Below are 22,355 nucleotides of genomic sequence, written 5' to 3' on the forward strand. Positions count from 1 at the left end.
AGCGGGCCGGTCAGCCATCTGCTCCGCCCCCTCTCAATGCCGTGGCAATCGCCTGGCCTGTCTCTTGAGCTGTGAGGTAGGGGCCCACGTCATGGGCCTTGGCGCCATTATGAATTGAAATATCACGAATGCGCTCCCCAAACAAAGGCGCTAGTTCTCTTACCAGGGCGACGATGTCGCCTCGATCGGCGATGTTGGTCCAGCTTTTCACTGGCGCCGGCCAGCGGCCGTAACCTTCTCTGGGCCGGGGAAGAAGGCGTTCGAAGACCAGATTGCGAACGGCCAATGGTGAGCCCAGCGTCACCAGCGTCATGTTTGGCAAATCAGGACCGGCGCACAGCGCCTCGTACGCAACGACACTGCCCAGCGAATGGGCGACGACCACCTGGGTGTCTTCTGACACTTGCCGAGTGACTCGGCTCTGAACCGCCTTTCGGATTTCAGGCTCCGTGAAGTAACGACGCACCTGCCGTGTACTGGAGATCATCAGTCGTTCGCTGAGCCCGGCGAAGAACGAGGATTGACTGAGCGCGTTAAGCGCCTGCTTGACGAGGCGTGGGCTTCGTACTCGCGCCCGAGCATTAGGGCTGGCAACCCCAGCCTCCGCGTTGGCGGCCGACTCCCACCACTGCAGCAGCAGTTCATGTTCCAAGCCATCATGGATATCGGAGGCGTCCCACTCCGGGACGCCCACACCGCGATGCCCGGAGGGGCGAAAGACATCGCCGTAGAAGGCCATGGAGACCTCGTGGCGTGCCACACGGGAGCCCGCCAAAGCAAGGCCGTCACTCAGCGCCGGATACCAGTCGGCGAGCAGAGTCTCTGGCCCTTTGAACTCCTGCGCGATGCCGTGGACAAGAACGATCCGTGTCACGAGAAATCCTGCAGCTTGGCGCGGCTGGCCAGGTGGAGTTGCAGGGTGACCATTCCCATGCCTGTAGCCACGCACACCCGTCCATCACTATCCGCTGCGATGCTGTTGATTGCGCTGCCAATGTCGAGTTCGGTTGTCCAGTCTGGCGAGTTCGTATCCCAAACGCGCAGCAGGCCGTAACGATCCCCTGCGATCAGGGTGGAGTTGCCGCCAACCTCCGCGAAGCAGATCGCATGGACAGCGGCGGAGAAGGGATCTAGTTCCACACCGCTGTCGTATCCATCCGCCAGGCCCCAGATACGGAGGCGTCCGTCGCCTGCGCCGGAAATCAGCACGTCATGGTCCAGGCGCGCTACCTCCAGGCCGAACGCGCCCATCTCGTGGCCACCTAGAGGCTCGCCGAGCGGCTCCCCCGTGCCCAAGTCCCAGCGCCGGACCGTCCCGTCAGCAGAAGCACTCGCTGCGAGGTGACGATTGCCGAACATCCCTGCCCGAACTGTCATCACTTCGGCAGTGTGACCGGTCATCGGCGGGCAAACAGGCGCCTGTGTGTTTAGGTCCCAGGCGTGGAGTGCGAAATCACCCCCGACCGAGACCACGACTGCGATGCCGTCCATGACGTGCAAACAAGATCGCGATGACCTACCCGCCCGCTTGCCGAGATGCCGCCGAGACTCCAAACTGAGGACAGCCGACCCCTGCCAGGTGCTGCGTACTACGACCGTGTCGTTGTCCAGACGGGCAGTTGCCATATCGGCGGTCAATGGTTCGCCGGAGGTGATGTGGGCCGCCACCTGGCGCCCGTCACCCAAATCATGCGTGCGAAGGACGCCGTCGGTGCTCCCCGTGACGACGACTTCCTTGCCCTCCGTAGTCCGGAGAATGCTGGCCGACAGGAGGTTGTGATCCACTCCGGAGAGCGGCTCGCCAAGGGGCCGCATGGTGGTCAGATCCCAGATGCGCACATCCCGTGAACCGACGATCGACATGACCGGCACGCCGTCGACTTGCCCAAACACTGGGGCGGCACGCGGGAGGATCGGGCCTTGCCTGGTGTACACCTCCACCGGCGGCCCGAACGGTGCAGATGTCTGCAGATCCCACAGCCGCACGGTGTCGTCGTAGCTCATGGTTGCAACGACCACTCTTCGACCAGCCGGGCCGACAGCCCCCACCATGACGTACCCGGTGTGACCGAGGAAGGGCCCGGCCACTGCGGACCGGCTCACCACATCGTGCACATATACGTTGTTACCCTCAAATGTGGACAGGACCACCGGACGTGTTTCGTGGAACGCCACTCCGACAGCCCGGGCGGAACGCGTCAAGTCTTCGACGTTGAAATGTGCTTGCGGCCGATCCGGCCGCGGTTCTCCCCGACCGCTCAACCGCCACAGATATGCGTGATCCAGCGATGTCGCAAGGACAATGTCCATTCCCTGTCCCGCTCGCCGTGCTGCGAGGTGATGGACGCCGCCGATGTGACCCACTATCGGTGGGCCGATGGGCTCTGATGAAAGGCAGTCCCAGATCCGGACCGTGCCGTCCTCGCTACCACTGATCACGATTGGGTCGCCGTCCAGTTCGCCGAACGCCACGCAGCGCACCGCGTTAGTGTGCCCAACAAGGGCAGGCCCCAGCGCCGCTCCACGGAACGGATCCCACAGCCGCACCGTGGTGTCGGATCCCCCCGTGGCTACCACCGCCTGCCCGCGGACGATGCCGAGGGCAACGGCAGGCAAGTGACCGGCGTGTCCCTCCATGGGAGCGCCGACCTGCTCATGGGTTCGCAGGTCCCACAGTCGGGCTGTGCCCTCCTCTCCGCCCGTGACCATCAGGGGACGACCTTGAATCTCGTCGAATGCCGCGGCACAAACAGGCCGGCTGTGTCCTTCTTCCGGTTGATCCGTGGCCAAGTCCCAGATGCGGGCCGTTCGGTCCGCGCTGACCGTTACGGCCAGGGAGGCGTCACCGCGATCGGTTAGAGCAGCCGCCGAGATATCCCCTACGTGGCCACGTAGGGCGTGCCCCAATTGTTGGAGCGTGCGTAGATCCCATAACCGCGCTTCGAGACGACCGCAGGTGAGTGCCACGGGACGGCCGTTGAATTCTCCTACGACCGCGGACGCAACTCCCTTTCTCCCAAAGTGGACGTGTGCGGAGACCTGTTCGCCAATTTGGCGGCGGTCTTCGAGGTCCCACCGGCTGAGCATGCCCGCGTCGTCTCCGACCAGCGCCACAGTGCGGCCATCCAGTTGGGCCACGCATACTGTGGCGATCGCGTCCGCCGGGCCGATGAGCGGACTGCCCGCGAGGTGCGCGTCGCCGCCGTCAAGTAATTCTTCCAAGTCCCAGACGTAGACGGCTTTGTCGTCGCCCCCCGTTAGTGCGATTGGGCGTCCGTCCAGATAGCCCAAATCGACGTCCCGAACGGTGCGCTTGTGCGCGCTAAGATCGCTGCCGAGCTGTTTTCTTGCGACGAGGTCCCAGATACGGGCTGTACCGTCCGCGCTCGCCGTCAATACCACGGGGTGACCACCGACGGCACCGACCACAATTCTCCCAACCCGATTGGTGTGCCCGGTCAGCGGTTCGCCGTACTCCTGGCCTGCCGAGAGATCCCAGATCCGGACCGTGCCGTCCACAACACCTGTGAGCGCCACCGTGTAATCCCCCAGCTCGCCGATGGCAACGGCGCTCACTGCGATTCCCACCGGGAGCGGGTCACCGATCTGCCGCTGCGACGCCAGATCCCACACTCGGGCCGTTCCGTCTACGCTCCCGGTCACCGCGATGGGACGTCCGTCGAGGTCTCCGACGGCCACGCAGCCGATACCTTTGGTGTGGCCGCTCAGTAACCGGTGCACTCCGCTCATCGACCACCATGCCCAACTTGCCGACCAAGGAAGCGAGACACCGAGCTTCCCGATTCGGTCTGCCAATCGGTCTGCCTCGCAACGCCGAGCCGAGAGCTGGAGGTCTGCGGCCCGATCCCCCAGTGGGCGATCGGGCGTCAGCCGATGCGCCACCTGCTCGTACGAGCCGCGGATGCGTCTTGGGTCCTCGCCCTCGATCGACGCGAATGCCCTCAGGAGGGAGAGCGGTTCGCTCGCCAATAGGAACCCCGGGTCCTCGACGAGTCGGGAGAGCTGGCCGGCTGCGGCGGCGTGTGTTGGCAAATGTTGTCGTACGTACGGGACAGCCGCGAACCAGTCGGACTGACCGTCCGGGGAGGTGGGAACCAAAGACTCAAGTGCTTCCACGACCGACTGCTGGATCTCTTCGGGCGTGCTATCGGCGGTTGCACGCAAATGCTCGGCCAGGGCTTTATGATAAAGCCGGTATGCCGAACGTCGGTCGTCGTCGATGACTTCAGCGATATATGCCTCGGCGATGTCCAGAGCCCAGGCAACGTCCTCTTCGGTGCAGGCAAGACCGGAGATCGTCGAGCTCAGAGCTGTCCAGACACGGCCTCGTGGCAGTCCTTTTCCCTCTGAGAATGCCAGGGCGAGCAGCATGCGGCGCACCCGTGGTTCGTCAGGGCCAAATCGTGCCAGGTAGTCGTCGAACGCCTCACCCACTTCGCTCGGCAGCACCTCAGCCCAACCCGGACGGCATACATCCACAGCGACTCGGTCTGACCGCAGGGTGCGGGCCGTGGTCCTGGCGTACAGATAGACGCCCGCGGCCTTCTCGGCGACCCCCCGCGCGACCGCCCCGGCGAGGTTGGGCTGGCTGCGATATGGAGTGCGGACATTCGGCTCCTCGACGGCGAGCAGCACCCGGCTGACGTACTCGGCGACGTCATCCTCGTCCGCTCGGTACCCGGGTCGGTCCAGGTCCATGCAGGAGAAGGTTGGGCCGAGGGACGCCACTAGCTCGTGCCGAGTCCCCACGAGCAACCGAACGCCCTGGATCTCCGACATCGGGCGCAGCAATTCCCGGGTGATGCGGCGCGGTTCACCGTGGCCGCCCGCGTCCGCCGCAGTGTCCGACCCGGCCTCGTCCACGGCGTCCACGACGATGACCAAGGGCGGCCCTTGCTGCCCTCGCCTGGTCAGCTCTTGGAGCAGGGCAGCCGAACCATCTGCCTGAATGCCGATGGCCGTGGCGATACGCTCTACTACCTCCTCAAGCCGCTTGTGACGCGCGTGTACGGCCACTGATACACAGCCTTCGGGCACCACGGTCGCAGCATTGACACCTATCAGGTCAAGCCGTGCGCGATACCAACTGTTCGACAGGGCGACAATTCGGCCTAGAACCGCCGACTTTCCGCAACCCGGGCTTCCTGTGACGACCCGTCCCCTGCCATCGCCGTCTTTCGCCGTCAGCCATGCCACCAACTCGGAAAGCACGCGCACTCGTCCGCTGAAGTACAGGCCCTGTTCCGATTCGAACTCAACACCACGCGAGCGTGGTCCGAAGTGTTCAGTAAGATCCCGTTCGGCCACCCGGCGCTGCACCTCAAGATCGGTGCCGATGGGTGGAAGCTCTTCCCGGTACCCGGAGTTGGGCAGGAAGGGAGCCAGCCCGGTGACCAGACTGCTGGTCAGCTCGGCACGCTGACTCCGCCCGTCCGCTTCGAAGCATTCATTGACCGCCTTCACCAGTTCGGTGAGGTCAAGGTACTGCTGCCGCTGTCCAGTGCGCCCCGTTGTCGTCGCAACAGCCTTGTTCAATGCATCCGCGAACGCGCCGTCCTCGGCGACGTCCTTGCGGCGGGCAGACGCCAGGAACCACAGACCTGTGGAGCTGGCGGTACCCGCGTTGTGATGTGCGATCGACTGGAGAGCGACCGAAGCGGCTTCGGCGCTTCCTGCGCTGCCGGCACAGGTGTCGAGGATCAGCAGCAGGTGCCGCAGGGTGCCGCGGCACAGGATGCGCACTAGGTCCTCTGTGGCCAGGGCCGTGGTCGCGAGATCCTCGGCATCTGAATCCCAGCAGAGCAGGTAGTGCCGGTCACGCTCCTCCACGGAACCGTGGCCAGCGAAGTACACGACCACAACATCGTCACTGGTGAGGCGCGCGTCTATCGACCAGAACCGCAACTTTTGGCGTATCTGCTCGGCCCCGTCGTACTCCCCGAGGCCCTGCAGCACCGTCTGGTACCCGAACGAATCGAACAGATCGGTCGTCGTCCGGATGTCGGACGGGACAGAACGCAGCTGTTCGTCCTCCGGTAGATGACAGTACCGATTGCTCCCCAGCGCAATGAAGAAACGCCGCCCCACCCGACCGCCCCACTACTCCGAGTCCTGAGCCTGCTCGAAGACTGTAGCGAAATTGACCGAGTGCTGTGCCCAGGAAGCGGGAGGACAGGTGGATGACGACGGGCCTGGCGCGGGTGATGGCGAGGTGCCAGCCATGGCGCTGGTGGCACTGCCCCCCTCCGAGGTTTCGCTGGTGTGTCCACCGTTCCGCTGAAACCCTACTGCGACAGCGTCACCGTCCGGCCCGACCTGCTCTCATCATCGGATGGGGCCTTCCAGATGCACCGTGCCCAGCCAGCTAACCGGCGCCCCGCTACGTTACAGTTCTGGTTGCATTCGTTTGTCCAAGTCTGTCCGAAGCACACCAGGTGAACAGCCAAGTCGACGTAGTCATCGCGGCACCCGCCGGTACCGTCCAGCAGATCAGCGACCGGCTGCTCCCCACAGCTAGGACCGCGTCGCCGGCAGGGTCCCCAAGATTCAAAGCGCGGACAGCGCTCGGAGGCTAGTTCCAGCGTCTCGCTTCTGCGTCCCAGACGTGATCAATGATGGCCCCGTCTCGCGCGCCCGTCACCTGCTACACGGACTCTCTCCAGACCAGCCGAGGGGGCGGGATCGGATCGAAAACGGGCGATGGGACGTCCTGAAGTGCGAGCAGTTGTCCCAGCGCTTCCGCTGGGATGCAAACATCGATTGTCAAGGCCCAGCCGTCTTCCGTGGTGAGGTCGATAGCGCGTCGGCTGGTTGGTGCCACGTCTTCCAGCCGGCGGTGTTCACGTCGCAGAAAGCGACGCGCCGCACGGCGCGTCGACTCATCGATCGAACCGGCGAGCTTATTGCCGAAGTGGGCGGCCACGGCTTGCAGGAACGGAGCCGCCGTCATCGCAACACCAATGTGCAGCAAGACATCACGACTGGCCTGAAACACGCGACTCTCGCCGGTGGCACTGTCGGCGCGGTCGACTTGACGTGCTGACTCGTGCCGCACGCTCTTAGTCTCCTCGGTTGATCCGTCCTCCACGACTCAAGCATCGCAAACCAAGCGGACGCTGTCAGGTGAACGAGAGGCCCGCGTGGTGATTTGCCGGGCATGGAAAACCTGCGCTGCGCGGACGGGAGGCTTGCAGGCGACCGCCGGGGAAGACACTCGGGACCATCGTGCGACAACTTGCCCACAGCCGCGAAGCTCGTCCTCACCAGCGCGGGCGCCGACGAGGACGATATCCGGAGAGCGCGTGTGAGCACGGCGTGTGAGCAGGCAGGTTCCAGGATGCGGGCCGCATCGGCGGGCGAGCCGAGCCAAGTAGCATGATAGGCGGGGTTGTGGGGCGACCGCAGCCCTGAGATCGCTAGGCGGAACAGCCTGCACCCGCGCTTGAGGTCAGTGAGCGTGCTTCCCAGGGTCGCGGCGTTCGATCATAGCCCCTTGTGCATTCAATCCCACGACGAAGCGGTGCTGCCAGCCTCCTCGTCTGAGCCCTGTGGCTGGGCTTCAGAGAGTCGCCGCTGGTACGCCTCGAACCTTCGCGTGTGCGTTGCCGCGATGGCCTGGTCGTTGGCCTCCATAAAATGACGGGTGAACTCTTTGAGGCTCTTTCCAATCTTGTCAAGGTGTTTCTCCATACCCTTCGTTGGGCGTCGCCCAATCAGTGCCTCGCTGAGCACGCCGAGGTCAACCGTGTACCGCAACTCCTCTACCGGTCCCATTGGGCCTTCACTGCGGACAATGAATTCGAACGCCATTGGCAATCCTGAATCGAACCGCTTGCCAATGTCGAAGAGGTATACCAACCTACGCCCGGGGGGAATCATGGGGATGGTCTGGGAAAGTACGCGCTGCAGTGCAAGGCTTACGTCCTCTCCCAGTGAGGATGTCAGGCTGGGAGTCGTGTTGATCTTCACATTACGGGCCATGGTGGGGCCTACATTCTCGATGACGAGAGCCAGTGCGAAGGATCCCGGCTCATCTGGCCGGATGTCCACGATCACGTACGGCTCGTTTTGCTCCCGGTGTACCCGGCGAGCAACCTCAAGCTGCGCCTCGGCTGACTTCGCTTGGGACCGGGCGTACTTGATAGCCCAGGCTGCAACCAAGAGAGCCAAGATCGCTACAAGAAACGACCATTGATCCATGCTCATCGGAACATCATATGAGAGGGCACCGACGAGGCCCGGTTGACAGCTTGAGACGGATCACGAGTGCAATCCCTCCGTAGGTGTCTTAGGGGCATCCGGCGCTGATCTTTGCCCAGCAGGTTCACTTCACCGTTGGCGCCGTCGCCGGAGACCAGGCGTCGCAGGCTGCGTTGAGTTCACCCTGCTCGAGAGACCGGCGTCTGCGGCAAGGTGGTTCGCCCGGCTCTGCGCCTTACCAGGCCACATGAGGGCCGAAGTGTCGATGATCAGCCTCAGCCACTGAAGGTTATCTTGGCTGGTCACCGCCTGGACGGGGGTGTTGCTGCAGGTCAGCGACACGCTGTAATCACTGGCTCCACGAATGGCAGGAGTTCGCCGACCGCCTCCACGAGGCCGGACACCAGCCGTACTGCCTGGTGTGGCCCTGACTCCATCGTTTGTGGGCGGCTCAGGGCGTGGTGTCGGTCGCCGGTGTGTGGTGGGTTCGGGCCCTGGTGATCTCCGCCTCGTGTTGTACTGCCCAGTCGGCCAGGGCCGATACCGGGTGCAGCAGGCTTCGGCCCAGCGGGGTCAGGCTGTATTCCACGCTGGGCGGCACCGTGGGGTGTACCTCGCGGTGTACCAGGCCGTCGGATTCCAGGGACCGTAGCGTGCGCGTCAGCATGCGCTGGCTGATGCCTTCGACGGCGCGGTGCAGTTCGTTGTACCGGTGTGGCCGGGCGCCGAGCAGGATCACCAGCAGCAGGCTCCACTTGTCGCCCACGCGCCGGAACATCTCCCCGACCGGGCACGCGGCGAACTCGTCGGCCGGCACTGGGCAGGGCAGTTCGTAGGCGAGTACCGAGGGCACATCCGTGTGCGTACCGGACATCAAACTGCCTTCTTTCGGCCTGGGGAGCTGCGGTTCACGATGGGGCGGTCGATGCCGATCCTACGGAGGACGCCGTGCCGGGCCCAGAACAGAAGACCGTGGTCATCAGCGGTGGTACCGACGGCATGGGCCGTGCGGTCGCCCTGGAACGGTTCGCGCGCGGCGACCGCGTCACCGTCATCGGCAGCAGCGAGGAGAAGGGGCGCGCCCTGCTCGGTCAGGCCGCCGATCCGCGCCTGCGGTTCGTACGAGCCGACCTGTCCTCGATCGCCGAGGTGGAACGGGTCGTCGCCGACGTCGCCGCGGAGTACGAGGCGGTCGACGCGCTGGCGCTCTTCGCCAACCGCGTCAGCCGACGGCGGAAGGAGACGGCCGAGGGCCTGGAGTTCACCTTCGCCCTCTACTACCTCAGCCGCTACCTGCTCAGCCACCGCCTCCGCCCGCTCCTCGACGCCGCCCCCGCGCCCGTCGTCGTCAACGTCGCCGGCGTCGGCACCACCGCGGGCAGCATCCACTGGGACGACCCCCAGTTGACCCGGCGCTACGGTCCCGTGCGCGCCCAGCTCCAGGCCGGCCGGGCCAACGACCTGCTCGGCGTCGCCTTCGCGGGCGGCGCCGCGACCAAGGCGCGCTACGTCGCCTACCACCCCGGCTTCACCCGCAGCGGCACCGACAGCCACGACATCCCCCTGGTCCGCGGCGCCCTCAAGCTCCTCGCCCGGTTCTTCGCGCGCCCTGTGGCCGAGTCCGTCCGTCCGGTCGTGGACTGGATCGACCACCCGCCGCCTGATCCGCACACGGCCGTCGACCGGGGCAAGCGACTCGACCCGTCCCTCAAGACCCTCCGCCCGGACGACGCCGAGCGGCTGGCCGCGTACACCGAGGACCTGCTCCGGTCGCTCCGCTGACGGCCGGGGCCGGCTCGGGCCCCCTCCCCGGAGGGCGGTGGTAGGACGGTGCGGGTGAACCAGCGGACCGGGTGAGGGAGTCGGGTGTGGCCGAGAACATCGACGAGGTGGTGGACGGGCTGGCCGCGATCGTGCGGCAGGCCGGGCGGGACGGGGACCGGGTCGGGTACTTCGCGGCGCTGTACCGGCAGGTGACCGTCGAGGTCCGAAGGGCCATCCACGGCGGGCAGTTCGAGGACGGGGCCCGGATGGACCGCTTCGACACGCTCTTCGGCAACCGCTACTTCGACGCGTACGACGCCTGGCGCCGCGACCGCGGCGGGCCCCGCTGCTGGCGCGAGACGTTCGGGCTGCTGGACGACGACGACACCGTCATCGTGCAGCACCTGATCCTCGGGGTGAACGCGCACATCAACCTCGACCTGGCCATCGCCGCCGCGCGGACCTCCCCGGGCGAGGACATCCGGTCGCTCCGCGGCGACTTCCTCCTGATCAACGACATCCTCGCGCGGGTGGTGCTGGCGGTGGAGGACTCGGTCGGCGAACTGTCGCCACTGCTGTCGCTGCTGGACCGGATCGGGGCCCGTACGGACGAGCAGATCCTCGACTTCTCGGTCCGCCAGTCCCGGGCGGAGGCGTGGCACAACGCCGTCCTGCTCGCCGGCCAGAACGAGGAGCAGCGCGCGGCCACGATCGAACGGCTCGACGTCCGCGCCGCCGTACTCGCCCGCCTCATCGCCCGCCCGGGCGGCCTCGTCCAGCCGGCGCTGCAACTGATCCGCAGCACCGAGAGCGACGACGTACCGGCGGTCATCGCCCATCTGGACAGGGCCATGGAGCAACCGGCCGCCGGGCGGGAGGCGAGGTGAGTGCCGATGAGCGGTGACCTCGGTCCGGGGGAGACCGCCCGCCGCGGCGGCGACGAGCCGATACGGGCCGACGGCCGGCCCACCCGGGTGCTGGACGAGCGGTGCCGGGTCCAGAAGACCATCAGGCTGTCCAGCCTCCTGAACCTCGGCCCGCGGAAAGCCGACTTCGCCGGCCTGCCGGGGGCGGTTGCCACCTGCGTCCGGAGCGCGTGAGCGTCGCCGCACGGGTTTGTCAGGGGGTGAAGGGGAGGGGGCAGCGGGGGTGGGTGGCGCAGGTGGTGAGGTCGTCGCAGCCCGCTTCCACCGCGGCGGCGAGCGTCGTACGTATCGTGGTGAGGTCCGCGATCTTCGCGTCGACCTCCGCGAGCTTCGCCGCCGCGCGGTCCCCGAGCCCCGCGACCGGCCGGCCGTGCCGGTGGCGGCCGGCCTCCAGCAGCTCGGCGACCTCCTCCAGGGTGAACCCGAGCCGCTGGGCGGCCTTGATCACGCGGAGGGCGGTGACCGCGTCCTCGTCGTACAGCCGGTGCCCGCCGTTGCTGCGGCCGGGCGGTGGCAGCAGGCCGCGGCGTTCGTAGTAGCGCAGCGTCGGTACGTTCACGCCGGCCGCCGCCGCGACCTGGCCGCTGCGCAGGGCCCCGCTCACCGCTCCGCCGCGGCGGCGATCCGCGCGGCGAGGGCGTCCAGGACCGCTTCGTGCGGCTGGTCCACGGTGATCTCCAGCCAGAGGTCGTCGGCTGTGCGGCCCCCGTCCCCGTCCCCGGCCCCGTCGCGGCCGGTCGTGACGCCCGTGGTGAAGGTGAAGAAGGAGCAGCAGGCGCTCTCCCGCTCCGCCAGCTCCCGCACCCGCTCCGCCGGCCCCGACCCCGGCCCCGGACCTGCCCCCGGCCCCGGCCCCGGCCCCTCCGCCGGACCCAACAGCAGCCGCAGCCGCAGCGGCTCCGGCCGGGACAGCGTCACCGGCCCGTCCGCGAACAGCGCGTCCCACTCGGCGACCCGCAGCGGCCGCTCCGCGGTCGGCAGCGTGCAGGACCGCGGCACCCACGCAAGGTCACCCATCGCGCTCACTCTCTCGTCGCGTCCCCGCGGGCGGGGACACCCTCGACGGTAAACCTGTACCCGGGTACCGGTTGCAAGCCCTCCGGACGCCCGACCGATGAGTCCGCGGTGCCGCCCGGGTCTACAGAGGGCACGGGAACCGATCCGAGGAGGACCCCATGAAGCTCGCCGCCCCCGTCACCGTCGCCCTGCCGACCGCGGACCGCCCCACGGCCTACCGCTTCTACGGCGACGGCCTGGGCCTGGAGGCGATCGGCGAGCCCGCCGAGGACGGCGTGCCGGAGCCGCTCCAGTTCGCCGTCGACGACGGGCTGCGGATCATGCTGGTCCCCACCGGCGGCTTCGGCTGGATCACCGGCGACCACGAGGTCGCCCCCCGCGGCCACAGCGAGTGCGTCCTCAGCGTCGTCGTGGAGACCGAGGCCGCGGTGGACGACCTGGTGGCCCGGGCCCGCGCGGCGGGTGCGGAGGTCGTCGCGGAGCCCGGCGCGCAGCCCTGGGGCTACGTCGGTACGTTCGCGGACCCGGACGGCCACCTCTGGATGATCAACGCCCAGCAGTTCTGACGTCGGCCGGCGGGTCCTGGAAGCGGGGGGCCCGCATGTGGATCAGGCTGTCGAGTTTGTGGATGCGCTCGTCGTGGCCGATCTGGCGGAGCAGGTCCGCGACCGTGGCGTGGCGGCCGTACTCCGCCGCGTACGTCCCGGGGTCCGGCTCGTGCTCCAGCTCGGGGTGGTCGGCGACGTAGGACATGTACTCGTGCTCGGCGTGGTCCTCGAAGTCCGCGTTGAGGCGGTAGCTCCACTCCGGTTTCACGAGGAACAGCACCCAGGACACGTGGTAGTAGACGAACGCCACGAGCCACGGAGCCAGCCGGTGCAGCACGAACGTCTGCCGCTGCCCGGCGCGCTGGATCAGGTCCTGGAGGATCAGCAGGTGCCACTGCTCGTTGTCCTGCTCGGCGCGGGTCTCCTCGATGCGCCCGTGTACGCGCTTCGCGAGCGTGGAGCGGTGCCGGACGCGCGACAGCGCGTGGTAGCCCATGCGCTCCCACGCCTGGTACGGGACGCGGGCGATGAACTCCAGCATCGCGAACTTCACCAGGGTGCGCTCGCGCCCGTAGACGAGGTCCATCTGCTTGAAGAGCACCCGGGCCGGCAGCCCGTAGCGCAGCCGCGGCGCCGCCAGCGTCTCGCGCTGGGCGGCGTGCAGTTCGGCGGCGGTCAGCTTCGGCGGGCAGCCGTGGGTGGTCGCGGTGGTGCCGGTGGTCGCGGTGCTGGCGGCGGTGGCGGCGGGCTCTGCGGTGGTCAGCATGGTTCTTCCGTCCGTCTCGCGGGTCTCGACTGACTCGATGATCCGCGGACTAACGGCCCCCGCGCGTCCGCCGGCGAGATGCCGTTTCCGTACGCCCCGGGGCGACGCCCAACGCCCCCCGCCTGCTACTCCCGCCGCCCGCGGGGCACTTCGCTCATCCTTCGGGCGTAGGGGCTTGCAGCCCGCGGAGCTTGGCGGGGTTGAGCTGGATGTGCAGGTGGCGTACGAGGCCGGCGGTCAGGTCGTACGACAGCGAACCGATGACCGTGCCGCCCTGGTCGATGAGGATCCCCGGCTCGCCGTTGACCGTCGCGGGGCGCAGCCGTACGCCCGCGGAGATGGGCTTGCGCAGCACGCCCAGCACCCAGCGGGCCACGTGGTCCGGGCCGTGCAGCGGGCGGCGGGCCGCGCTGACCACGCCGCCGCCGTCGGTCCAGGCGGTGACGTCGGGGGCGAGCAGCTCCATGACGGCGTTGAGGTCGCCGCCCGCGGCGGCGGCCAGGAAGCGGGTGGTGACCTCCGTACGGCGGTCGGCGTCGGCGTCGAAGCGGGGGCGGCGGGCGTCCACGTGCGCGCGGGCGCGGCGGGCGATCTGGCGGACGGTCGGCTCGGGGCGGTCGAGGAACCCGGCGATCTCGGCGTGCGAGAAGCCGAACGCCTCGCGGAGCACGAACACCGCGCGTTCGACGGGCGACAGCGTCTCCAGCACCACGAGCATCGCGGTCGAGACGGTGTCCGCCAGCTCGGCGTCCTCGGCGACGTCGGGCGAGGTGAGCAGCGGCTCGGGGAGCCAGGGGCCGACGTAGCGCTCGCGGGTGGCGCGGGCGGAGGTGAGGCGGTTGAGGGAGAGGTTGGTGACGGTGCGGACGAGGTACGCGCGGGGGTTGCGGACGGCGGCGCGGTCGGTCCGGTGCCAGGCGAGCCAGGCGTCCTGGAGCACGTCCTCGGTGTCGGCGACGCTGCCGAGGAGGCGGTAGGCGGTGCCGAAGAGGAGGCGGCGGTGGTCGGCGAAGGGGTCGCCGGGGGGCGGTTCGCCGGGGGAGGGGGCGCCGGCCGGCGGGGGTGTGTCGTCGGGGGAGGGGATGCCGGCCGGGGGAGCTGTGGCTTCCGGCGCGATTGTGGCTTCCGGTGGAGGTGTGGTCTCCGGCGGGGGTACGTCCCCCGCCGGCCGCTCCTTCTCGATCATCGCCCCATGCTCCCAACGCCCCGGCCGCGCGGCAACGCCCCTCACCGCTCTCCCACCGCCGCCCCCCGCCCGCCGCCGTACGCGCCCCGCGACGCACCGCCCGCCACGGATCCCGACACCGGCACCGGCACCGGCCCAGCCACCGAGACCGCCCCCGCCCGCCGCGTGGCCCGCCCGCCCCGCGACAGCACCGAGCTCACGTTCATCCGCCTGCTCAGCCGGTACATCACCACCGGGCTGGCGCTCACCAACTCCTTGTAACGCACCGCCCACCGCCCCCGCAGCCACACCCGCCGCGGCGCGTCGTCCGCGTACGTGAACTGGATCACCGCGTCCCGCCGCCCCAGGCTCACCGGCTGGTGGAAGTAGCCGAACCGGAACCGCTTCACCGCCCGCCCCCGCAGCGTCCGCGCGACCGCGTCCGCGACGTGCTGCGCCGTCGGCAGCCCGCTCTGGCACGTGCCGTGCACCTGCCCCCACGCCTGCCGTACGGCCGCCGCGTCCCCGACCGCGTACACCTCCGGGTGCGACACCGACCGCAGCCGGTCGTCCACCACGACCAGCCCGCGCGCGTCCGTCTCGATCCCGGCGCGGGCCGCGAGGCCGGACACCCGAACGCCCGCGGTCCACAGCGTCAGGTCGGACGGGACCCGCTCGCCGCCGGCCAGCTCGACGGCGCCGGGCAGCACCTTCGCGACGTCGACCCCGGAGCGTACGGTCACGCCCAGGCGCGCCAGCGTGCGGTCCAGATACGCGCGCGCCCGGTCGCCCATCATCGAGCCGGGCACGCCGCGGCTGAGGAGCGTGACCTCAAGACCCGAGTGGCTCTCCGCGAGTTCGGCCGCGGCCTCGACGCCGGTCAGACCGCCGCCGCTGACGGTGACCCGGCCCCCGGCGGCGGCCAGTGCGGCGAGGCGGGTGCCGAACTCGTGGACGGCGCGCGGGTCGTCGAGGGTCACCGCGTGCTCGTCCACGCCTGGGACGCGGGTGGTGTCGGTGCGGCTGCCGAGGGCGTAGACGAGGGTGTCGTACGGAATCTCGGTGGCGCCCGGCCGCTCCGCCGGCCCGTCGTCGCGCCCGCCGGGGGCGGTCCGTTCGACGGTCACCCGCCGCGCCCGCGGGTCGATCGCGACGGCGCGGCCCTGCACGAACTCGACGCCGGTGCCGGCGAGCAGATCCGCGATGCGGTGGTCGGCGAGCCGCTGGCCGGCGGCGACCTGGTGCATGCGCAGCCGCTCGGTGAACCGCGGCGAGGGGTTCACGAGCGTGATCCGGGCGCCGAGGCGGCGGGTGCGGCGTGCGGTGCGCACGGCGGCGAACATGCCGGTGTAGCCGGCGCCTACGACGACGATGCGGTGGCCGCGGGGGTGGGTGTGCATGGCTGCCTCCGGTGGTCTGCGGCTCCCGCGGGGTGCGGGAGCGACCATGGGACAGGCGACCGGGGCGGTACGTGACAGCGGCGGATGTGAGCCGCGTCACGCGGCTCGGGCGGGCGGCGGGGTGCTCTCAGGCGGGTCGCACGCGGCGGCCGTACGCGGGCACGGTACGGGGGTCGTACGCGGGCATCCGTACGGGTCGTACGCAGGCGCCTTCCGGCATCACCGGAGGCGGGTGCCGAGGCGGTGGGGCATCACTTGCGCGGGTCGCCGTCCCCCTCGCCGTCCCGCTTGCCGTCGCCGCCTTCGTCCCCGTCGACCTTGCCGTTCCCGTCGGCTTTCCCGTCCCCGCCGCTCTCGTCCCCGGGGTCCTTCGCGTTCTCGTCGCCCAGCTTCTTCAGGAACTCCGGGTTGTCGTCCGGTGCCACCCACGTCGAGCGCCGCTCCCGGCCGGTGCCCCCGCCCAAGCCCAGGCCCCTGCCCCCGCTCCCGCCCGCTGCGGACCTGCGGCGGTTCCTGCCCGCGAGCAGCCAGCCGATCGAACCCAGCAGCGGGAACAACACGATGAGCAGGATCCACACGAACTTGGGGAGGTGCTTGGCGTCCTCCTTCTTCGTGGTCGCGCAGTCGATCAGCGCGTAGATCACCAGGCCGAGGAAGATCATGAACGGCAGGTAGCGGAGCACGCGGCAAACCCCCTGAATGTCGCGGGCCTACGCCATGGCCCCCCACTGCGTCTCCGCGTCAGGTTAACGTCTCAGCGCCGGTCCTCGTCGGGCCCCTGGCGCCCTTCCGGGCCTTCCTCGTCCCGCTCCCGGCCGCGCTCGTCCTTCAGCCGCTCCTCGTGCCGCTGCTCGCGGGACTCTTTGCGGGGCTCTTCGCGCGACTCCTCCGGCTGCTCCCGCTCCTCCGACTGCTCCCGCCGCTGCTGCCGCTCTTCCTTCCGCCGGCCCTCCTCCAGTGAGCGCAGGAAGTCCGGGTTGTCGTCCGGCGCCACCCACCGGCCCCGCCCCGGCCGCCGCCCGCCGCCGCCCGCGCCCGCCTCGCCGCCGGCGATCACCGGCCGCCCGCGCGGCCGGCCGCCGACGAACCACGCCAGCGGGCCGAAGAGCACCGAGCCGAAGAGCACGATGATCGCCACCCAGACCAGCTTGGGCAGGTTCCGTACTTCCTTCTCCGGGGTGTTCAGGCAGTCGATGAACGCATAGATCCACACCGCCAGGACCAGCAGAAACGGCAGATACCTGAGCATGTGCGGCCCTTCGACGTGCGGTGGTGCGGCGGTGCTGCGGTGCTGCGCGCCGGGTTCGGTGCGGCTCCCGTACGGACCCCGCGGTCCGTCCAGGGTAGTCCGTGGCACGGACACCCCCGCGGCACCGGCCGCGCCCGCCCCCGTACCCCTTCGCGAATCGCGCCCGGCGCCTGGCGGATACTGGGGCGCATGGCTTACGACGATCTCCGCTCGCTGCTGCGGGCCCTGGAGCGCGACGGCGACCTCAAGCGCATCACGGCCGAGGTCGACCCGTACCTCGAAGTCGGCGAGATCACCGACCGGGTCAACAAGGCCGGCGGCCCCGCGCTGCTCTTCGAGAACGTCAAGGGCTCCGCCATGCCGCTGGCGATGAACGTCTACGGCACCGACCGCCGGCTCCTCAAAGCCCTCGGCCTCGGCTCGTACGCGGAGATCGGCGAGCGCATCGGCGGACTCCTCAAGCCCGAGCTGCCGCAGGGCTTCACGGGCGTACGCGAGGCGTTCGGCAAGCTCGGCTCGATGGCGCACGTGCCGCCGCGCAAGGCGAAGGACGGGCCCGTACAGGAGGTCGTGCTCACCGGCGACGACGTCGACCTCGACACGATCCCCGCGCTCTTCACCTGGCCGCAGGACGGCGGGTCCTTCTACAACCTCGGCCTCACCCACACCAAGGACCCCGAGACCGGCGTCCGCAACCTCGGCCTCTACCGGCTCCAGCGCCACGACCGCCGCACCATCGGCATGCACTGGCAGATCCACAAGGACAGCCGCAACCACTACCAGGTCGCGGCCCGCCGCGGCGAGAAGCTGCCGGTCGCCATCGCCTTCGGCTGTCCGCCGGCCGTGACGTACGCGGCGACCGCGCCGCTGCCCGGCGACATGGACGAGTACATGCTCGCCGGCTTCATCGGCGGCAAGCGCGTCGAGATGGTCGACTGCAAGACCGTGCCGCTCCAGGTCCCCGCGCACGCCGAGGTGGTGCTCGAAGGCTGGCTGGAGCCCGGCAGGGAGCTGCCCGAGGGCCCGTTCGGCGACCACACCGGCTTCTACACCCCGCAGGAGCCGTTCCCCGCCCTGACCGTCGACGCCGTCACGATGCGCCGCCGCCCGCTGCTCCAGTCCATCGTCGTCGGCCGGCCGCCGACCGAGGACGGGCCGCTGGGGCGGGCCACCGAGCGGTTCTTCCTGCCGCTGCTGAAGGTGATCGTGCCGGACATCGTGGACTACCACCTGCCGGAGGCGGGCGGCTTCCACAACTGCGCGATCGTCTCGATCGACAAGAAGTACCCGAAGCACGCGCAGAAGGTGATGTCCGCGATCTGGGGCGCGCACATGATGTCGCTGACCAAGCTGATCATCGTGGTCGACGCGGACTGCGACGTGCACGACCTCCAGGAAGTCGCCTGGCGGGCGCTGGGCAACACCGACTACACCCGCGACCTCTCGGTCGTCGAGGGCCCGGTGGACCACCTCGACCACGCCTCGTACCAGCAGTTCTGGGGCGGCAAGGCGGGCATCGACGCCACCGCGAAGCTGCCCGAGGAGGGCTACACGCGCGGCTGGCCGGACATGGTCGTCTCCGATCCGGACACGGCGGCGAAAGTCGACGCCAGGTGGCGGGAGTACGGCCTTTGACTTCTCCCACGCCCGGAGGCGGGGATTCCTGGCTCACGTTGCCTGCGGCCCGGCGGGTCGCGAGGTCCTGCACGATCAGCACCAGCCGGGTTGAGACCAGCCCGGACCAGCATCACGCGCGCCGAGTCCTTGTCCCTGGGGGACACGGCTCGGCACGAGGTGCAGGCGTAGGTACGTTCCGAGAGGGGAAGTGCGTGCTTGGTTCTCGCTCCGCACTGAGCGCAGTCCATGGTGGTGTGCGCGGGGCGGACCAGGTGGACGATGCGGCCGTGTTTGCGGGCCATCTCCACCAGAGCTTGTTTCGTGACCCGGATACCGGCGTCCGCCGCCTTGCGGGCCATGCCCGACTTCGCCAGGAAGCGGGGGCGGAAGTCCTCGACAGCCAGAACGTCGTGGTCGGTCACGACGCGCTTGGCCCGTTTGCGGGCCGTGTCCTGCCGCTGCCGCGCCACCTTGGCGTGCAGCTTCGCCGCCTGCCGCTTCGCCTCGCGGTAGCCCTTGGAAGCGGCCTGTCCACGCGCCGGCCTTCCGCGAGCGGGCCACCGACTCATTCCACACCCAGCGGCAGCGCGCCCACTCGCCTTCGAGAGCGCCGATCGCGCCGACGGACACGCGCAGCCGGTACGTGTACCGGGCGTGCGTCGCGATGTCCGTCGTCATGACCCTGAACCTACCCGGGAGGACTGACAGTTGAGAACTCTTGATCATCGCGGGCTGCTTCACCTCGCCATGGTGTGGACGGTCTGTCGCCCCGAAGGCGAAACGACTCCTCCCGCCTTCCTCCGCAGGAGTCCGATTCCTCCCCGGCCTGAAGGCCGGGGCATCCTCGAAGGCTCCGCGTGACGGCCGCGGGGAGCGTCGTCGGCCCCGGGCCGGCCCGGTCGGGCAGCGGGGTCCGGGCGTTCTTGCGGCTGGTGATGATCGAGCACTCGGTCTTCGCGCTGCCCTTCGCGTACATCGCGGCGCTGACCGCCATGCTGCTCGACGGCGACGGCGGCATCGAGTGGGGGACGCTGCTGCTCGTGACCGTCGCGATGGTCGCGCTGCGGACCTTCGCGATGGCGGCGAACCGGATCATCGACCGCGAGATCGACGGCCGCAACCCGCGCACCGCCCACCGCGAACTCGTCACCGGCGCCGTCTCCGTACGCTCGGCGTGGACGGGCGCGCTGATCGCGCTCGCGGTCTTCCTCGGCGCCGCCGCGCTGCTGAACCCGCTGTGCCTGATGCTGGCGCCGGTCGCGACGGTGCCGATGGTGGTCTATCCGTACGGCAAGCGGTTCACGACGTACCCGCACGCGATCCTCGGGCTGGCCCAGGCGATGGGCCCGATCGGCGCGTGGCTGGCGGTCACGGGGGAGTGGTCGTGGGACGCCGTGCTGCTGGGCCTCGCGGTGGGGGTGTGGATCGGCGGCTTCGACCTGATCTACGCCTGCCAGGACGTGGACACCGACCGCGCCCAGGGCATCCGCTCGGTCCCGGCCCGCTTCGGCATCGCCGGGGCGCTGTACGGGGCGCGGGGGGCGCACGTCGTCACGATGGGGCTCTTCGTCTGGTACGCCCTGGCGACGGATGCGGGCGCGCTGTTCTGGGTCGGCCTCGCGGTGGTGGCGGGGGTGTTCGCGTACGAGCACAGCATCGTCCGCCCCGGCGACCTGAGCCGCCTGAACCGGGCGTTCTTCACGCTGAACGGGCTGATCGGCATCGTGCTCTTCTGCTGCGCGGCGGCGGATCTCTTCGTACGCGACCTGAGCCTGTGACCCAGGCCGCCACGGTCACCCCGCCGTCCGGCCGACGCGGAGGACCAGCACGGTGACCCTGCCGTCGTCGATCCGGTAGACCGCCCGGTAGCGGCCGACCCGCAGCCGGCGGTGGTCGCTGCCCCAGGGGGCCGAGTTCTTCGGACGCTGCTCCGTGGCGAGCGTGTCGATGCCGTCCACGAGCGCCCGCAACCCGGCCGGGTCCTCCTCACGAAGGCCCGCTGCCGCGTTCACGGCCCCGGCCTCCCAGACGACCCGGTGGCTCACCCGTCGAGTCCCAGCCGCTTGCGCACCTCGTCGTGCGGCACGTACGTGTCCTCGCCGCGGGCCTGGCGGGCCTCGTACTGCGCGACGGCAAGGGCGTCTTCGAGGTCCTCGATGTCCCCTATGCCGACGATCATGGCGGCCGGTTCGCCGTGGTCGGTGACGATGGTGCGCTCCCGGCCGAGAGCGGCACGGCGGACGAGCGCGCCGAACCGGCTGCGGGCCTGCGCGATGGGCAGCGTCTCACTCATGCACCAACTGTACAGAAGATGCCACTTCTGTCTCCCGCTCAGGGCTTGGCGAACGGGAGAGCGACCAGGCGCGGGTAGGACCATAGGACGCCGTTCTTGGCGCGCTTGCAGCCGACGATCGCGAAGGCGAACGACGTGACGAGGTACAGCCCCCACGCGGTCATCGGCAGCGCCGGCACCCACTCCGGCCAGCCCTGCTCCTCCGCCATGTAGATGCTCCCGCCCATCAGCGCGCCGAAGACGACGACGGCGGCGATCTGGGTGATGCCCCAGTTCAGGCCCTCGGTGCCGTGGTGGCGGACGAACGGGTCCTTGGCCTTGTTGCGGATGTTCAGCGGGCCGATCCAGGCGACCAGGAAGCCGATGCAGCACGCGCCGGTGCCGGCGACGAAGATGATCAGCGCGGACAGGTGCGCCCACATCGCGGAGTCGGGCGGCGGCTTGCCGGGCGGGCCCTGGGGGTAGAGCCGCGGCGGGTACGGGGCGCCGGGGGCCGGCTGCGGCTGGAGCTGCGGCGGGTACGGGCCGGGGGCGCCCTGCGGGGCGTGCGGAGCCGGGCCGGCCTGCGGGGCGTACGGGCCGGGGGGACCCGGCGGCGCGTGCGGGGGCTGCGGCTGTCCCTGCTCTCCCTGCCCGGACGGTTCCGGCCCCTGCTGTCCCCGCTCCGGCTGTTCGTCTCCCGGCCCCTGCACCGGCTGTCCCTGCCCCGCCTCCTCCGGCCGCGCCTCGGCCGCGCCCTCGTCGTTCGGGTTCCGCTCGCTCATGTGCCCATCCCCCCGGGTGGTCGTCCGCCCCGCTACGGACGCAGACCCTAGCCCGACCCGCGGGCACCCCGCCTGCGGTCGCTGAAGTAGAACGCCGCCAGCACGCCCCCCAGCAGCCCGAAGAGGTGGCCCTGCCAGGAGATCGACTGTTCCACCACCTCGTCCGTCGGCAGCACGCCCCACAGCATCGACCCGTACACCAGCGCGACCACGATGCCGATCAGCACGTCCGACATCCGCCGGTCGACGAAGCCGCGCACCGCCACGTACCCGAAGAGCCCGAAGACGACGCCCGACGCCCCCGCGGTGGCCGTGTTCGCCGGTGCGATCAGCCACACCCCGAGCCCGCTCACCACCGTGATCACCGCGACCACGCCCACGAACCGCCCGATCCCGCGCGCCGCCGCGATGAAGCCCAGGACCAGCAGCGGCGCCGTGTTCGCCGACAGGTGGTCCCAGCCGAAGTGCATGAACGACGCCGGGATCACGTCCCGCAGCTCGCCGAAGTCGCGCGGCGTGATCGCGTACGTGTCCAGCTTGTTGTCGCCCGCCTGGTCGACCGCCTCCAGCACCCACAGCAGCGCGACCCACGCGAGCATCACCACGGCTGCCCGCTTCACGTATAT

22 protein-coding genes and 1 pseudogene are annotated in these 22,355 nt (G+C 69.6%); 6 read left to right on the top strand and 17 right to left on the bottom strand.

The annotated features are described in order from the left end of the window. Positions 1 to 10: 10 nt before the first annotated feature. From QBL21_RS03070 to QBL21_RS03090, 5 genes are all read right to left on the bottom strand, one after another. Entirely contained in the window at positions 11 to 874 is an 864-nt protein-coding gene (locus QBL21_RS03070; RefSeq protein WP_407560412.1) for a hypothetical protein, read from the bottom strand. Continuing rightward, a complete protein-coding gene (locus tag QBL21_RS03075) occupies positions 871 to 6,108 on the bottom strand; it encodes a caspase family protein (protein ID WP_407560413.1) in 5,238 nt (1,745 codons plus the stop codon). The genes QBL21_RS03070 and QBL21_RS03075 overlap by 4 nt, the downstream gene beginning before the upstream one ends. 556 nt (positions 6,109 to 6,664) lie before the next feature. Next, positions 6,665 to 7,108 (bottom strand): hypothetical protein, encoded by a 444-nt coding sequence (locus QBL21_RS03080; RefSeq protein WP_407560414.1) that lies wholly within the window; start codon positions 7,106 to 7,108, stop codon positions 6,665 to 6,667. Positions 7,109 to 7,521: 413 nt separating this feature from the next. Next, positions 7,522 to 8,226, bottom strand: a complete 705-nt coding sequence (locus QBL21_RS03085; protein WP_407560415.1) for a hypothetical protein — start codon at positions 8,224 to 8,226, stop codon at positions 7,522 to 7,524. A gap of 445 nt (positions 8,227 to 8,671) precedes the next feature. Further along, positions 8,672 to 9,094, bottom strand: coding sequence for a winged helix-turn-helix transcriptional regulator (locus tag QBL21_RS03090; protein WP_407560416.1), 423 nt, complete (start codon positions 9,092 to 9,094; stop codon positions 8,672 to 8,674). A gap of 74 nt (positions 9,095 to 9,168) precedes the next feature. On the opposite strand from QBL21_RS03090, the gene QBL21_RS03095 reads away from it, so the two are divergent. From QBL21_RS03095 to QBL21_RS03105, 3 genes are all read left to right on the top strand, one after another. After that, positions 9,169 to 10,002 (top strand): SDR family NAD(P)-dependent oxidoreductase, encoded by an 834-nt coding sequence (locus tag QBL21_RS03095; protein WP_407560417.1) that lies wholly within the window; start codon positions 9,169 to 9,171, stop codon positions 10,000 to 10,002. A gap of 86 nt (positions 10,003 to 10,088) precedes the next feature. Then, positions 10,089 to 10,871, top strand: a complete 783-nt coding sequence (locus QBL21_RS03100; protein ID WP_407560418.1) for a DUF5995 family protein — start codon at positions 10,089 to 10,091, stop codon at positions 10,869 to 10,871. 6 nt (positions 10,872 to 10,877) lie between these two features. After that, positions 10,878 to 11,084 carry a hypothetical protein gene (locus QBL21_RS03105; protein ID WP_407560419.1) on the top strand — a complete coding sequence of 69 codons (207 nt, stop codon included), beginning with the start codon at positions 10,878 to 10,880 and terminating at the stop codon, positions 11,082 to 11,084. Positions 11,085 to 11,103: 19 nt separating this feature from the next. On the opposite strand, the gene QBL21_RS03110 is transcribed toward QBL21_RS03105, so the two are convergent. Together QBL21_RS03110 and QBL21_RS03115 are read right to left on the bottom strand one after the other, a co-directional pair. Next, complete coding sequence (locus QBL21_RS03110) at positions 11,104 to 11,514, bottom strand: MerR family transcriptional regulator (RefSeq protein ID WP_407560421.1); 411 nt, start codon at positions 11,512 to 11,514, stop codon at positions 11,104 to 11,106. Then, the gene (locus tag QBL21_RS03115; protein ID WP_407560423.1) at positions 11,511 to 11,927 is read right to left on the bottom strand and encodes a hypothetical protein; all 417 of its coding nucleotides are present in this window, start codon (positions 11,925 to 11,927) and stop codon (positions 11,511 to 11,513) included. Before QBL21_RS03115 ends, QBL21_RS03110 begins: the two co-directional genes overlap by 4 nt. A 158-nt stretch (positions 11,928 to 12,085) precedes the next feature. Between QBL21_RS03115 and QBL21_RS03120 the strand changes: the two genes are divergently transcribed. Then, positions 12,086 to 12,493 carry a VOC family protein gene (locus tag QBL21_RS03120; protein ID WP_407560424.1) on the top strand — a complete coding sequence of 136 codons (408 nt, stop codon included), beginning with the start codon at positions 12,086 to 12,088 and terminating at the stop codon, positions 12,491 to 12,493. Here the strand turns inward: QBL21_RS03120 and QBL21_RS03125 are convergent. The 5 genes from QBL21_RS03125 to QBL21_RS03145 all read right to left on the bottom strand — a co-directional run bounded on the left by QBL21_RS03125 (position 12,474) and on the right by QBL21_RS03145 (position 17,055). Next, positions 12,474 to 13,241: an alternative oxidase gene (locus QBL21_RS03125; RefSeq protein WP_407560425.1), complete on the bottom strand. Its 768-nt coding sequence runs from the start codon at positions 13,239 to 13,241 to the stop codon at positions 12,474 to 12,476. The two genes, QBL21_RS03120 and QBL21_RS03125, sit on opposite strands and share 20 nt — an antisense overlap. Positions 13,242 to 13,395: 154 nt before the next feature. Next, the gene (locus QBL21_RS03130) at positions 13,396 to 14,427 is read right to left on the bottom strand and encodes an RNA polymerase sigma-70 factor (protein ID WP_407560427.1); all 1,032 of its coding nucleotides are present in this window, start codon (positions 14,425 to 14,427) and stop codon (positions 13,396 to 13,398) included. Positions 14,428 to 14,468: 41 nt separating this feature from the next. Beyond that, entirely contained in the window at positions 14,469 to 15,806 is a 1,338-nt protein-coding gene (locus tag QBL21_RS03135; protein WP_407560428.1) for an NAD(P)/FAD-dependent oxidoreductase, read from the bottom strand. Between the two features lie 251 nt (positions 15,807 to 16,057). Continuing rightward, positions 16,058 to 16,489, bottom strand: coding sequence for a PLD nuclease N-terminal domain-containing protein (locus tag QBL21_RS03140; protein ID WP_407560429.1), 432 nt, complete (start codon positions 16,487 to 16,489; stop codon positions 16,058 to 16,060). A 71-nt stretch (positions 16,490 to 16,560) separates the two neighbouring features. Further along, on the bottom strand, positions 16,561 to 17,055 hold the full coding sequence (locus tag QBL21_RS03145; RefSeq protein WP_407560430.1) for a PLD nuclease N-terminal domain-containing protein: 495 nt from the start codon (positions 17,053 to 17,055) through the stop codon (positions 16,561 to 16,563). 189 nt (positions 17,056 to 17,244) lie between these two features. Between QBL21_RS03145 and QBL21_RS03150 the strand changes: the two genes are divergently transcribed. Continuing rightward, positions 17,245 to 18,690, top strand: coding sequence for a menaquinone biosynthesis decarboxylase (locus QBL21_RS03150; RefSeq protein ID WP_407560431.1), 1,446 nt, complete (start codon positions 17,245 to 17,247; stop codon positions 18,688 to 18,690). Here the strand turns inward: QBL21_RS03150 and QBL21_RS03155 are convergent. After that, a pseudogene (locus QBL21_RS03155) lies at positions 18,603 to 19,262 on the bottom strand (RNA-guided endonuclease InsQ/TnpB family protein); the annotation flags it as partial. The gene QBL21_RS03150 and the pseudogene QBL21_RS03155 sit on opposite strands and share 88 nt — an antisense overlap. A 267-nt stretch (positions 19,263 to 19,529) precedes the next feature. On the opposite strand from QBL21_RS03155, the gene mqnP reads away from it, so the two are divergent. Next, entirely contained in the window at positions 19,530 to 20,450 is a 921-nt protein-coding gene (gene mqnP / locus QBL21_RS03160) for a menaquinone biosynthesis prenyltransferase MqnP (RefSeq protein ID WP_407560433.1), read from the top strand. Positions 20,451 to 20,465: 15 nt separating this feature from the next. On the opposite strand, the gene QBL21_RS03165 is transcribed toward mqnP, so the two are convergent. Genes QBL21_RS03165 through QBL21_RS03180 form a run of 4 tightly spaced genes read right to left on the bottom strand, consistent with a single transcriptional unit; the run spans position 20,466 to position 22,328 of the window. After that, a complete protein-coding gene (locus QBL21_RS03165; RefSeq protein WP_407560434.1) occupies positions 20,466 to 20,684 on the bottom strand; it encodes a type II toxin-antitoxin system RelE family toxin in 219 nt (72 codons plus the stop codon). 29 nt (positions 20,685 to 20,713) lie between these two features. After that, positions 20,714 to 20,965: a type II toxin-antitoxin system prevent-host-death family antitoxin gene (locus QBL21_RS03170; protein WP_407560435.1), complete on the bottom strand. Its 252-nt coding sequence runs from the start codon at positions 20,963 to 20,965 to the stop codon at positions 20,714 to 20,716. A gap of 38 nt (positions 20,966 to 21,003) precedes the next feature. Then, positions 21,004 to 21,729: a DUF4870 domain-containing protein gene (locus QBL21_RS03175; RefSeq protein ID WP_407560436.1), complete on the bottom strand. Its 726-nt coding sequence runs from the start codon at positions 21,727 to 21,729 to the stop codon at positions 21,004 to 21,006. 47 nt (positions 21,730 to 21,776) lie between these two features. Beyond that, on the bottom strand, positions 21,777 to 22,328 hold the full coding sequence (locus QBL21_RS03180; protein ID WP_407566283.1) for a rhomboid family intramembrane serine protease: 552 nt from the start codon (positions 22,326 to 22,328) through the stop codon (positions 21,777 to 21,779). Between the last annotated feature and the right edge of the window lie 27 nt (positions 22,329 to 22,355).

Origin of the sequence: Streptomyces sp. 184, assembly GCF_045781775.1 — a bacterium.
Taxonomy (GTDB): domain Bacteria; phylum Actinomycetota; class Actinomycetes; order Streptomycetales; family Streptomycetaceae; genus Streptomyces.

Bases quoted from the DNA above. Each gene is read 5' to 3' on its own strand.
- QBL21_RS03135 (WP_407560428.1), bottom strand. From the start codon at position 15,806: ATGCACACCCACCCCCGCGGCCACCGCATCGTCGTCGTAGGCGCCGGC.
- QBL21_RS03180 (WP_407566283.1), bottom strand. From the start codon at position 22,328: ATGCTCGCGTGGGTCGCGCTGCTGTGGGTGCTGGAGGCGGTCGACCAG.
- QBL21_RS03170 (WP_407560435.1), bottom strand. From the start codon at position 20,965: ATGAGTGAGACGCTGCCCATCGCGCAGGCCCGCAGCCGGTTCGGCGCG.
- QBL21_RS03085 (WP_407560415.1), bottom strand. From the start codon at position 8,226: ATGAGCATGGATCAATGGTCGTTTCTTGTAGCGATCTTGGCTCTCTTG.
- QBL21_RS03115 (WP_407560423.1), bottom strand. From the start codon at position 11,927: ATGGGTGACCTTGCGTGGGTGCCGCGGTCCTGCACGCTGCCGACCGCG.
- QBL21_RS03130 (WP_407560427.1), bottom strand. From the start codon at position 14,427: ATGATCGAGAAGGAGCGGCCGGCGGGGGACGTACCCCCGCCGGAGACC.
- QBL21_RS03090 (WP_407560416.1), bottom strand. From the start codon at position 9,094: ATGTCCGGTACGCACACGGATGTGCCCTCGGTACTCGCCTACGAACTG.
- QBL21_RS03105 (WP_407560419.1), top strand. From the start codon at position 10,878: ATGAGCGGTGACCTCGGTCCGGGGGAGACCGCCCGCCGCGGCGGCGAC.
- QBL21_RS03150 (WP_407560431.1), top strand. From the start codon at position 17,245: ATGGCTTACGACGATCTCCGCTCGCTGCTGCGGGCCCTGGAGCGCGAC.
- QBL21_RS03125 (WP_407560425.1), bottom strand. From the start codon at position 13,241: ATGCTGACCACCGCAGAGCCCGCCGCCACCGCCGCCAGCACCGCGACC.
- QBL21_RS03120 (WP_407560424.1), top strand. From the start codon at position 12,086: ATGAAGCTCGCCGCCCCCGTCACCGTCGCCCTGCCGACCGCGGACCGC.
- QBL21_RS03145 (WP_407560430.1), bottom strand. From the start codon at position 17,055: ATGCTCAGGTATCTGCCGTTTCTGCTGGTCCTGGCGGTGTGGATCTAT.
- QBL21_RS03175 (WP_407560436.1), bottom strand. From the start codon at position 21,729: ATGAGCGAGCGGAACCCGAACGACGAGGGCGCGGCCGAGGCGCGGCCG.